General features: G+C 71.8%; 12 protein-coding genes. 3 read left to right on the top strand and 9 right to left on the bottom strand.

Going from position 1 to position 11,240, the window contains the following annotated elements; genetic code table 11:
- The first annotated feature begins 333 nt into the window (after positions 1-333).
- Both RZ84_RS21185 and RZ84_RS21180 read left to right on the top strand, forming a co-directional pair.
- Complete coding sequence (locus RZ84_RS21185) at positions 334-750, top strand: hypothetical protein (protein ID WP_043265609.1); 417 nt, start codon at positions 334-336, stop codon at positions 748-750.
- A 30-nt stretch (positions 751-780) separates the two neighbouring features.
- Positions 781-1,509: a nucleotidyltransferase family protein gene (locus tag RZ84_RS21180; RefSeq protein WP_043265608.1), complete on the top strand. Its 729-nt coding sequence runs from the start codon at positions 781-783 to the stop codon at positions 1,507-1,509.
- A gap of 179 nt (positions 1,510-1,688) precedes the next feature.
- Here RZ84_RS21180 and RZ84_RS21175 read toward each other — a convergent pair whose 3' ends face one another.
- The 7 genes from RZ84_RS21175 to RZ84_RS21145 all read right to left on the bottom strand — a co-directional run bounded on the left by RZ84_RS21175 (position 1,689) and on the right by RZ84_RS21145 (position 8,662).
- The gene (locus RZ84_RS21175) at positions 1,689-3,296 is read right to left on the bottom strand and encodes a DoxX family protein (protein WP_198540019.1); all 1,608 of its coding nucleotides are present in this window, start codon (positions 3,294-3,296) and stop codon (positions 1,689-1,691) included.
- 155 nt (positions 3,297-3,451) lie between these two features.
- The gene (gene rlmB / locus RZ84_RS21170) at positions 3,452-4,405 is read right to left on the bottom strand and encodes a 23S rRNA (guanosine(2251)-2'-O)-methyltransferase RlmB (protein WP_043265606.1); all 954 of its coding nucleotides are present in this window, start codon (positions 4,403-4,405) and stop codon (positions 3,452-3,454) included.
- A gap of 152 nt (positions 4,406-4,557) precedes the next feature.
- A complete protein-coding gene (gene cysS / locus RZ84_RS21165; RefSeq protein ID WP_043265605.1) occupies positions 4,558-5,952 on the bottom strand; it encodes a cysteine--tRNA ligase in 1,395 nt (464 codons plus the stop codon).
- Positions 5,953-6,093: 141 nt separating this feature from the next.
- Entirely contained in the window at positions 6,094-6,498 is a 405-nt protein-coding gene (locus tag RZ84_RS21160; RefSeq protein WP_043270444.1) for a PPOX class F420-dependent oxidoreductase, read from the bottom strand.
- Between the two features lie 142 nt (positions 6,499-6,640).
- A complete protein-coding gene (gene ispF, locus RZ84_RS21155; protein ID WP_043265604.1) occupies positions 6,641-7,147 on the bottom strand; it encodes a 2-C-methyl-D-erythritol 2,4-cyclodiphosphate synthase in 507 nt (168 codons plus the stop codon).
- Complete coding sequence (ispD, locus tag RZ84_RS21150) at positions 7,140-7,886, bottom strand: 2-C-methyl-D-erythritol 4-phosphate cytidylyltransferase (RefSeq protein WP_043265603.1); 747 nt, start codon at positions 7,884-7,886, stop codon at positions 7,140-7,142. Before ispD ends, ispF begins: the two co-directional genes overlap by 8 nt.
- Before the next feature lie 293 nt (positions 7,887-8,179).
- Positions 8,180-8,662, bottom strand: coding sequence for a CarD family transcriptional regulator (locus RZ84_RS21145; protein WP_003953493.1), 483 nt, complete (start codon positions 8,660-8,662; stop codon positions 8,180-8,182).
- Between the two features lie 734 nt (positions 8,663-9,396).
- On the opposite strand from RZ84_RS21145, the gene RZ84_RS21140 reads away from it, so the two are divergent.
- A complete protein-coding gene (locus RZ84_RS21140; RefSeq protein WP_043265602.1) occupies positions 9,397-9,999 on the top strand; it encodes a copper chaperone PCu(A)C domain-containing protein in 603 nt (200 codons plus the stop codon).
- 80 nt (positions 10,000-10,079) lie between these two features.
- Here the strand turns inward: RZ84_RS21140 and RZ84_RS21135 are convergent, their stop codons facing one another.
- Complete coding sequence (locus RZ84_RS21135) at positions 10,080-10,760, bottom strand: two-component system response regulator PhoP (protein WP_016572018.1); 681 nt, start codon at positions 10,758-10,760, stop codon at positions 10,080-10,082.
- Positions 10,757-11,240, bottom strand: a 484-nt coding sequence (locus RZ84_RS41490) for a two-component system sensor histidine kinase PhoR (protein ID WP_241777795.1), incomplete at its 5' end; no start/stop codon positions are given. The genes RZ84_RS21135 and RZ84_RS41490, both read right to left, overlap by 4 nt.

Raw genomic sequence — 11,240 nt, 5'->3', positions numbered from 1 at the left:
GGGGGGGGGGCGCCCCGCCGTGGCGGTCGACCGGGGTGCGGTGACCGCGGCAGCGGCGGGTCCATCGGGACCGGTGTCCGGGTTTACCGTGGCGGCGGTGTGGGGTAATGCGCGACCCGCACCGCCGGCGCGGCGCCTCCGGGCCCGTGCCCGGCCCGAATCCGCGGCCCGGGAGCGGGTCGCGGTACGCCGTCGCGGAGGCGCGTGCAGCACCCCCGGAAGACGCTTTTCGTATCGATACGTCAACCCGACAACCGCACCGACGAGCCATTTCGTCCCCCGATAAGGTGACCAAATGTCGCCAAATCATCACCCCTCGCTACCATCACCTCCGTGAACTCCGCAGCCCGCCGTATCGGCCGAACTCTCGCCCTTGTCCTCCCCGTCGTCCTCGTCCTCTCCGGGACGCTCGCGGTCACCCGCGTCCCGTGGGCATCGACGACCACCGGATCGCAGATGCTGACCGCGTCCTCCGGGAAGGTCTCCACGCAGGCCGGCCCCCGCGCCGCCCAGGACGTGCTCCGCGACCGCCTCCTCGTCGAACTCCAGGAGAAGGATCCGGGCGTCGCCCTGACCGACCTCCAGGAGGCCACCACCGCGCGGCCGTCGCTGGCCAAGCACTGCGCCTCCATCGCCCGTGCCCTCGGCCGCGCCGCGGTCGCCAAGTACGGTGCCGCACACCGCGCCCAGGCGTTCTCCCGCCCGGTCTGCGACACCTCCTTCGCCTCCGGCGTCGCCGCCGCCCAGTGACCCTCGCTCGCACCCCATAAGGTGCGATCCATGACAGGCGCCGCGCATTCGTATCCCACGCAGGCCGTGGTCCTGGCCGGTGGCCAGGGCTCACGTCTCCGCCCGTATACCGATGACCGACCCAAGCCGATGGTCGAGATTCCCGGCACCGGGACCCCGATCATCGGCCACCAGTTGAACTGGCTCGCCGAGGAGGGCGTCACCGACGCCGTCATCTCCTGCGGGCATCTCGCCGAGGTCCTCCAGGACTGGCTGGACCGGACCCAACTTCCCTTGCGTGTCACGACCGTTGTCGAGACCGAGCCGCTGGGCCGCGGCGGCGGACTGAAGTACGCCGCCGGTTTCCTCCCCCGCCCGGACGAGCCCTGGTACGCCACCAACGGCGACATCTGGACCCGCTTCCCGCTCCGGGAGATGGCCGCCTTCCACCACGAGCGCGACGCCGCGGCCACCCTCGCGCTGGCCCGCCCGCGCATCCCCTGGGGTGTCGTCGAGACGGACGCGTTCGGGCACGTACTCGACTTCATCGAGGCGCCGCCGTCGCCGTATCTGATCAACGCGGGCGTCTACGTCTTCTCCCCCGCCTTCGCGGCGCTGCTGCCCGACCGGGGCGACCACGAGCGCACCACCTTCCCGCGCCTGGCCCGCGAGCGCCGGCTGGCCGGCTACCCGCTCCCCCACGGGGCCTACTGGCGCGCGATCGACACCGCCAAGGACCTCACCGAGGCCGCCGAGGAGCTGACCGCGCACGGCCGTTGAGGCGCGCGGTACGGGCCTGTGGCGGGTGCGGAGCCCAGGTGAGCGCGGGCGGGCCGTACGAGGCCGTGTGGGCCCGTACAGACGACTGTCCCCGGCCGCTCCGCCGCCCCGTGGGGCCAGGTGGCCCGTAGGGGTCGGTCAGAGGGGTCGGGGACGGGTTGCGCGGTGAACGGACGGGGTCAGCCCAGCAGCCCGCCCAGGGTGTTGCCGTGGCCCGATTCGCTGCCGGAAGAGCCGCTGTTGGAGCTGCCGGACGTGCCGCCGCCGGTGCCGCCGGAGCCCGGCGACTGGGTGCGGGACGGAGCTTCGTGGGTCGGCGCCGACTGCCGCGGGGCGCTGGTGGTCGCGCCGGACTGGCGGGAGCTGCCGCTGCTGCTGCCGCTCGACGGGGAGCCGGAAGCGGACGGCTTACCGGCCTTGTGGGGCTTGTGCGAGGCGCCGGCGGAGGGCGCGCCGCGGTGGTCGGGGGTGCGGCCGGGCCGGGTGGCGGTGTGGCCGGGGTGCGGCAGGGGGGATCCGGGGAGGTTGTTGATGGCGGGCTCGCCGGGCTTCGGTACGGGCGCGACCCTCGCGGACCGTACGGCGCCGCCGAGCAGCGAACCGATGAGCAGGGTCAGCCCGGCCACCACCGCGGTCATCACGGCACCGCGGCGCAGCACCCGGCGGCGCAGCGCGCGCACCTCGACGCGCGGGCCGAGCCGCCGCCACGCCTCACCGGCGAGCCGGGCGTCCATGGAGTAGACCGGGGCGCCCGCGATGATCAGCGGGCTCCAGGCGGCGAGGTAGATGATGTCGGGGGCGTCGTAGGCGGGGAGGGTGCGCCAGCTCACGGTCATCAGCAGCGTCGCGGAGAGCAGCGCGCCGAACGAGGCGGCGACCCGCTGCCACAGGCCGCAGATGGTCAGTACGCCGACCACGACCTGGAGGAAGGCGACGGTGAGCCCGGCGCCGACCGGGTGCGCGACCGCGAAGTCCCGCAGCGGCACGGCCATTTCCCACGGGTGCAGCGACAGCAGCCAGGTGACCATCGAGCCCCGCGCGCCGCCGTCGAAGTAGACGGGGTCGCAGAGCTTGCCCATACCGGCGTAGACGGAGATCAGGCCGAGGAAGATGCGCAGCGGCAGCAGGACGACGCCGAGGTTCATCCGGCGACCGGGGTAGTACGCATGCCGGACGCTGTCGCCGCCGCGCCGTTTGGCGCCGGTGTCGTAGAGCTCGCGCGCCTCGAACCGGTCGTCGCCCGGGCCGCCGTAGCCGTACAACGGCTCGTCGTGCGGCGGCTCGTCGTGCGTCGGTCCGCCGTACGGCCGCTCGGTGCGCGCCGCGCCCACCGGGCGCGCGCCGCGCAGCAGGGTGCCGTCGGCGTCGGCGGGGCCGCGCTGGCCGATGACGGTGGCGGCGGGGGCGTCATCGAGGCGGACCCGGGGCAGGACCTGGGTCGTGCCGACGTCCTCGGTCCGGTCGCCGTCCAGGCCGATGCCCGCGTCGCGTACCGCGTGCAGGAGCTGGGTGGTGGCGCCGGCCGAGCCGCCCGGTTCGGTGCGACCGCTCCAGACCACGGGCGCCCGGCGTCTGGCGGACGGTGCGCGGAGAGCGGGGATGCGCGCGGGCTCGGGCAGCCTTCCGGTCGCCACGGGTGTGGCGAGCTGTACGCGGAAGCTGGCGTGGTTGACGATGACCTGCGCGGGATCGCACGGCACCTTGACCGAGCTCAGGACCGGCTCGTCATCGAAGCCCGGCGAGCGTCCCCCCGTAGGTGTGCGGGGTGTTCTGGTGTCCACGCTCATCTAACCGAGTGACCCGCGGTTAAGACACTGCTTTGACCGGGCCGATCTGTCCGAGACCCGTCAAAACGATCACGGGACGCGGGAGAAGACACACAGAGCGTCAGGCTTTGCCCCGGGCGGGCGGAGGGCTTCCCCGCCCGCCCGGGGCACCGTCGTCAGGCGCGGCGGCGCGCCGCCTCCCACAGGACGACACCGGCCGCGACACCCGCGTTCAGCGACTCCGCGCCGCCCGGCATCGGGATCCGCACCCGCACGTCGCAGGTCTCGCCGACCAGCCGCGACAGGCCCTTGCCCTCGCTGCCGACCACGACGACGACCGGGCCGTCCAGCAACTCGACGTCCTGGAGCTCCATCTCGCCGTCGGCGGCCAGACCGACGACCGTCAGACCCGCCTTCTGGTACGCCTCCAGGGTCCGGGTCAGGTTGGTGGCGCGGGCGACCGGCGTACGGGCCGCGGTGCCCGCCGAGGTCTTCCAGGCACCGGCCGTCATCCCGGCCGCCCGGCGCTCCGGCACGACCACGCCGTGGCCGCCGAACGCCGACACGGACCGGACCACCGCGCCCAGGTTGCGCGGATCGGTGACGCCGTCCAGCGCGACGATCAGCGGGTCCTCGCCCGCGTCGAAGGCGGCGGCGGACAGGTCCTCGGGGTGCGCGTAGTCGTACGGCGGGATCTGGGCGACCAGGCCCTGGTGGTTGAGGCCGTTGGTCATCCGGTCCAGCTCGGGACGCGGCGCCTCCAGGAGGTTCAGCCCGCGCTCGGTGGCCAGCTGGAGCGCCTCGCGCACCCGCTCGTCGCTGTCGATGAACTGCTGCACGTACAGCGTCGTCGCGGGCACGCCCTCGCGCAGCGCCTCGACGACCGGGTTGCGGCCGACGACCAGCTCCGCGGTGCCCTTGGCGCCACCGCGCCGCGGCGCCGGGCGGCGGCTCGCGGCCTGCTTCGCCTTGGCGTTGGCGATGCGGTTCTTCACGTGCCCCTTGCGGGCGGACGCGGGCGGGGTCGGGCCCTTGCCCTCCAGGGACCGGCGCCGCTTACCGCCACTGCCGACCTGAGCGCCCTTCTTGTTCGACGTGCGGCGGTTCCTGCGCTGGCTGTTGCCGGCCATGGGTCACCTGTTTCTTCACTGCTCTCGACGTCTCGCGACGTGGAGTGGGTACGTACGTATGGATTGAGTGTCGCCCGAGGCCACCGGGAAGGGCGAATCCGGCTGGTGGCCGGGGGTGTGACGGGTCCCGGTGCGGCGGCCGGGACCCGGTTTCAGGACAGCGACCAGCGCGGCCCGGACGGGGTGTCCTCGATGACGAGACCGGACTGCTGGAGCTGGTCGCGGATGGCGTCGGCGGTGGCGTAGTCCTTGCGCGCCCGCGCACCCTGGCGCTGCTCCAGCACGAGGCGGACCAGCGAGTCGACGACCCCGTGCAGGTCCTGGCCGCGGTCCGCGGCGCCGCCCGACCAGCGCTCGTCGAGCGGGTCCAGGCCGAGCACCCCGAGCATCGCCCGCAGTTCGGCCAGCCGCGCCACCGCCGACTCCTTGTCGTCGGCGGTCAGCGCGGCATTGCCCTGCCGGACGGTGGTGTGCACGATCGCCAGCGCCTGCGGGACGCCCAGGTCGTCGTCCATCGCCTCGGCGAAGGCCGGCGGCACCTCGGACGCGGGCTCGACGACCCCGACCTTCTCGACGGCCCGCTGGACGAACCCCTCGATCCGCGCGAACGCCGACTCGGCCTCGCGCAGCGCCTCCTCGCTGTACTCGATCATCGAGCGGTAGTGCGGGGTGCCCAGGTAGTACCGCAGCACGATCGGGCGCCAGCGCTTGACCATCTCCGACACCAGGACGGAGTTGCCCAGCGACTTGGACATCTTCTCGCCGCTCATGGTCACCCAGGCGTTGTGCGACCAGTACGCGGCGAAGTCGTCGCCGAACGCCTTGGCCTGGGCGATCTCGTTCTCGTGGTGCGGGAAGACCAGGTCCACGCCGCCGCCGTGGATGTCGAAGGCGGAGCCGAGGTACTTGTGTGCCATCGCCGAGCACTCCAGGTGCCAGCCCGGCCGGCCGCGGCCCCACGGGGTCTCCCAGCTGGGCTCGCCCTCCTTGGCGGCCTTCCACATGGCGAAGTCGCGCGGGTCGCGCTTGCCGGTCTCGCCCTCGCCGGACGGCTGGAGGAGGTTGTCCAGGTCCTGGTTGGAGAGCTGGAGGTAGCCCGGGAAGGACCGCACGTCGAAGTAGACGTTGCCGTCGGCGGCGTAGGCGTGGCCGCGCTCGATCAGGCCGCGCATCATCTCGATCATCTCGGGGATGTGGCCGGTGGCGCGCGGCTCGTACGTGGGGCGCAGGCAGCCGAGGGTGTCGTAGGCCGTGTTGAAGGCGACCTCGTTCTCGTAGCCGATCGACCACCACGGGCGGCCCTGCTCGGCCGACTTCTGGATGATCTTGTCGTCGATGTCCGTGACGTTGCGGACGAACGTCACGTCGTAGCCGCGGTGGGCGAACCAGCGGCGCATGATGTCGAAGTTGAGTCCGGACCGGATGTGCCCGATGTGCGGAGCGGCCTGCACGGTCGCACCACAGAGGTAGATCGAGACACAGCCCGGCACGAGCGGGGTGAAGTCGCGAATCTGCCGGGCGCTGGTGTCGTACAGGCGAATCGTCACGGGACCAGGGTAGTCGGAACGTGGCAATGCCCCGTGCCCTATTGAGCACGGGGGCACAGAAGCGCCGAAGTCGTCCGATTCGCCCGTTGTCGCGGACGGGCCGCGCCGGACGGCGGCGCTCCGTCGCCCGGCGCGGGCGGCTCAGATCCGGCCGACCACCTTCCGCGGGGTGATCCGGACCACGACCCGCTCGTCGTCGTCGGCCGCGGCCGGGTTGAACTCCGCGTACCGCTTGCCGGTGTACTTCAGCGCCAGCTCGTCGATCAGTTCCTGGCCGCCCTCGGTCGAGAGCGTGGCCTCGCCGCGGATCTCGGCGTAGCCGTACGGTGCGTCGAAGGGCTGGAGGACGACCGAGACCCGCGGGTCGCGGCGGATGTTCTTCTCCTTGCGCCGGCCGACGGTCGTCGAGAACAGCAGGTCGTCGCCGTCCCGCTTCACCCAGACCGGAGAGAGCTGGGGGCTGCCGTCCGGCTGGATCGTCCCCACCGTCACGAAGACGGGAGAGTCGAGCAGTTCCTTGAGTGCGTCGGAGAGCGTTGCAGTCACGAAGAATCCTTCCCGCGGGCCGAACCGATGACTTCCGGTGAACACGACTACCTGGATTCTCCCCCAACACCCTTTGCTGCGCAGGGCATTCCCGAGCGGTGCGGCCGATCGGCGGAACGTCCCGTTCCGGCCCGCGCCGGCCTCAGGCGGTCCGCACCACCAGCGCGGTCGCGATCGCGGCCAGCCCCTCGGCACGGCCGGTCAGCCCCAGCCCGTCCGTGGTCGTGCCGGATACCGAGACCGGCGCCCCGACCGCTTCGGACAGCGCCTTCTGCGCCTCGTCCCGACGCTTGCCGACCTTCGGCCGTACGCCGATGACCTGCACCGCGACATTGCCGATGGCGAACCCCTCGGCCCGTACGATCCGCGCGGCCTCGGCCAGCAGCGTCACCCCGGGGGCGCCGGACCACTCCGGGCGGGAGGTGCCGAAGTGCGCGCCGAGGTCGCCGATGCCGGCCGCGGAGAACAGCGCGTCGCAGGCGGCGTGCGCGGCCACATCGCCGTCGCTGTGCCCGGCCAGCCCGTAGCCGCCGCTCTCGGCGGCGTCCCAGAGCAGCCCGGCGCACCACAGCTCGCGGCCCTTCTCGAAGGCGTGCACATCGGTCCCGATGCCGACCAGCGGGATACCGGGCAGCGGGTGCTCAGACATAGCCATCGGTGGCCCTCCTCCGGGCGAGTACGGCCTCGGCCAGGACGAGGTCCAGCGGCCGGGTCACCTTGAACGCCTCCTCGTGGCCCGGGACGAGCACCACCGGCACCCCGAGCCGCTCCACCAGCCCGGCGTCGTCGGTGGCGCCCTCGCCCTCCACGACGGTGTCGTGCGCCTTGCGCAGCGTCGCCGGGTCGAAGCCCTGCGGGGTCTGCACGGCGCGCAGCAGCGCTCGCTCCGGGGTGCCGACCACCGGCTCCGGCGTGCCCTGGGGTCGCGGCTCGACCTGCTTGACGGTGTCGGCGAGCGGCAGCGCGGGCACCACCGCCGGAGCGCCGGCGCGGACCGCCGCGATCACCGCGTCGACGGTGTCGACCGGGACCAGCGGGCGCGCCGCGTCGTGCACCAGGACGACGTCGATGCCGTCCGGCAGCGCCGCCAGCCCGAGCCGTACGGATTCCTGGCGGGTCGCGCCGCCGGGGACCACGACGAGTTCGGTGCGGTCGGCCAGCGGATGGGCGTCGAGCAGCCGGCGGACCTCCTCGGGGCCGTCGGGCGGGGCGACCACGACGATGTGCGAGACGGCGCGCGAGGCGGCCATCGCACGGACGGCGTGCACCAGCATCGGGGTGCCGCCCAGGGTGCGCAGCGCCTTCGGGGTGCCGGGACCGAGCCGGACGCCGCGGCCGGCGGCGGGGATGACCGCGGCGGCGCGGACCGGGCGGGAGGGATCTGACATCGATGGCTCCGGAGTCCGGGGCGAGCCCGGAATTGGGGCAGACAGGTTTGTTTCCTCTGGCGGGATGGGTATGGCCTGTGAGGAGTGCCGGGCGCGACGCCTTGACCGGAACCCTTCCGTGACAGCGGTCGGGGCAGTTCCCGGGCCCGGCACAGATATGCCGCAGCGCCCGGCAACAGACCCTCCGCTCGGGAGACGGTCGTCACTCGGGCACCGCGGCATTGCTACGTTGCTCTCGCGCCGTCACGCTGCGTGGGTACCCACTCAGGCGCCGGCGCACAACGCGGGCGTCGTCAGGACGCGAGGACCTCGTCGAGCAGGGCCTCGGCCTTGTCCTCGTTGGTGTTCTCCGCGAGGGCCAGCTCGCTCACCAGAATCTGGCGCGCCTTGGCGAGCATCCTCTTCTCACCGGCGGAGAGTCCGCGCTCACGCTCGCGCCGCCACAGGTCGCGCACCACCTCGGCGACCTTGATCACGTCGCCGGAAGCGAGCTTCTCAAGATTTGCCTTGTAGCGACGGGACCAGTTCGTCGGCTCCTCGGCATACGGTGCGCGCAGCACCTCGAAGACCCGGTCCAGCCCGTCCTGACCAACCACGTCGCGTACGCCGACGAACTCCGCATTGTCCGCTGGCACACGAACAGTCAAGTCGCCCTGGGCGACCTTCAGCACCAAGTAGGTCTTGTCCACGCCTTTGATCTGGCGAGTTTCGATGGCCTCGATCAGCGCGGCCCCGTGATGGGGATAGACCACGGTGTCGCCAACCTTGAACGTCATGTGACAGGTACCCCTTCCGTGGCTATCCATGCTAACACGGGAACGGGCCGTTCTGAATGGCGTTTTCGCAGGTCAGGGCATATCTCGGGGCTTGACAACAGTGGTCGGAACGTGCTTCGAGGGGCCGTGTGACACAGGAATTCGCAGGTCGGAGGGGCTTCACAGGTGAGCGGAAACCCGGCAGTCGCATGCTGGAAAGGTAAAGATCAACGAGGCGAACGTCCCGATTTGCACCGATCCGCATGAGCGAGTTCCGCTACTCCGTTCGGCTGCTTGGTGGCCGATCCGGGTCGATTCCCGGAATTGATCAACGAGGCTCCGGCGACGCGTGTGATCAATTCTGTGTGCCATGTGCATTCCTTGTGAATACCGCTTTTCACCGGGGGAAACACGCCTGCCGCCACTCGAACAGCCGCTTGCCGAATATGCCCGCCGGATCTTCGGAGATCCGGGCGAGATCGGGTTCCGGAAATCCTTCCGGGTGGCGTTCCGGCCGCCCGGCAGGCGCCCCCGCCGAGGGGATATCGGGGCAGGCCGCGGGCGGGTGATCGCCCAGGAGGCGGGTCGGGTGCATCGGCGCGAGGGCGGCTCGGTAACCTAGCGGCGCTGACCCACCCTTAGGGCGGCTTTACGTGACCGTCGTCGTGACGGGTGCGCAGCGCCGCCCCAGCCGTCCATCCGCGACCGGGCACGAACGTTCGGCCGCCGTAGCTCGTCAAGGAGATGCCGCCGCCGTGAGCCGCAGCCTTCGACGCGGCGTCCTCGCCGCCACCGTCCTCTCGCTCTCGATCGCCACGCTGTCCGCGTGCGGTGCCGGGAACGACGCCCAGACGCTGGAGGTCAAGCCGGACAACGCCGCGACCAGCGTCGGCGACATCAAGGTCCAGAACGCGAATGTGATCACCCAGCCCGACGTCAACGCCAAGGGCCCGGCCGCGATCGCCGCGACGGTGTTCAACACCGGCTCCAAGGACCAGCAGTTGACCGGGATCTCCGTCAACGGCACCGGCCAGTCGGCCAAGCTGTCGTCGGGCAAGATCACCGTGCCGGCCGGCGGCTCCGTGGTGCTCGGCGGCCAGGGCAACCCCAGCGCCGTCCTGGAGAGCGGCCGGGAGGCCGTTCAGGACGGCAACCTCCAGCCGCTCACCTTCACCTTCAGCGCCACCGGCCAGGTGACCATCAAGGCGTTCGTCACCCCGGCGAAGTACAACTTCGAGAAGTACGGCCCGTCGGTGACGCCGCAGCCGTCCACCTCCGCGAGCGGCAAGCCCTCGGAGTCGGCCACCCCGTCGGGTTCGGCCTCGCCGTCGAACACCGCCTCGGCCGGCGGTCACTGACCGGCCCGCGGCACTCACGTGAAAGGGGCGCTCCTCCGGTCCGGAGGGGCGCCCCTTTCACGTGAGTCGGCCGACGCGGCCTACGGCTCGAACTTGTACCCGAGGCCGCGGACCGTGACCAGATAGCGCGGCGCGCCCGGGTCCGGCTCGATCTTGGCGCGCAGCCGCTTCACATGGACGTCGAGGGTCTTGGTGTCGCCCACGTAGTCGGCGCCCCAGACGCGGTCGATGAGCTGCATACGGGTCAGGACCCGGCCGGCGTTGCGCAGCAGCATCTCCAGGAGGTCGAACTCCTTGAGGGGCAGGTCGACCTTGCCGCCGGAGACCGTGACGACATGGCGGTCCACGTCCATCCGGACCGGGCCGGCCTCCAGGGCCTGCGGGGCGACCTCCTCCGGCTCGCCGCGGCGGCGCAGCACGGCGCGGATCCGGGCGACCAGTTCGCGGGAGGAGAAGGGCTTGGTGACGTAGTCATCGGCACCTATTTCGAGACCGACGACCTTGTCGATCTCACTGTCCTTGGCGGTCACCATGATGACCGGGACGTTGGAGCGACCGCGCAGCTGGCGGCAGACCTCGGTGCCGGGCAGTCCCGGCAACATCAGGTCCAGCAGGACGAGATCGGCGCCGTTGCGCTCGAACTCGTCCAGTCCGTCAGGGCCCGTAGCCGCCACGGCGACCTCGAAACCCTCCTTGCGGAGCATGTACGACAGTGCATCGCTGAACGATTCCTCGTCCTCGACGACAAGCACTCGGGTCACGGAAGGACCTCCGGGGCTGGGTGAGCAGGGAGCGGATCGTTGAAGGTCTCGTACGGGCGGTCCTCGTCGTCGAGGCCCTCCGCGGTGAGGTCCGAGGGCCGCTCGCGGTCGCGGACGGCCCCGGCTTCCGGGAGACGCAGGGTGAAGGTGGAGCCCTGTCCCTCAGCGCTCCACACCGTGACCTCCCCGCCGTGCGAGGCGGCCACGTGCTTGACGATGGCGAGGCCGAGGCCGGTCCCGCCGGTGGCGCGCGAGCGCGCCGGGTCCACGCGATAGAACCGCTCGAAGATGCGGTCCCGGTCCTTTTCGGATATCCCGATGCCCTGGTCGGTCACCGCGATCTCGATCAGGTCGCCACCGGGCGCGGACACCCGGCGGCCGGAGATCCCGACGCGGGTGCGCGCCGGGGAGTAGTTGACGGCGTTCTCGACGAGGTTGCCGAGGGCCGCCGCGAGCTGGCCGCGGTTGCCCCAGACGTGC

Source organism: Streptomyces sp. CT34, assembly GCF_000805335.1.
In the GTDB taxonomy this organism is placed as follows: domain Bacteria; phylum Actinomycetota; class Actinomycetes; order Streptomycetales; family Streptomycetaceae; genus Streptomyces.
Note: the sequence above shows the minus strand (reverse complement) of the source record. Positions and strands in the feature narration are given on the sequence as shown.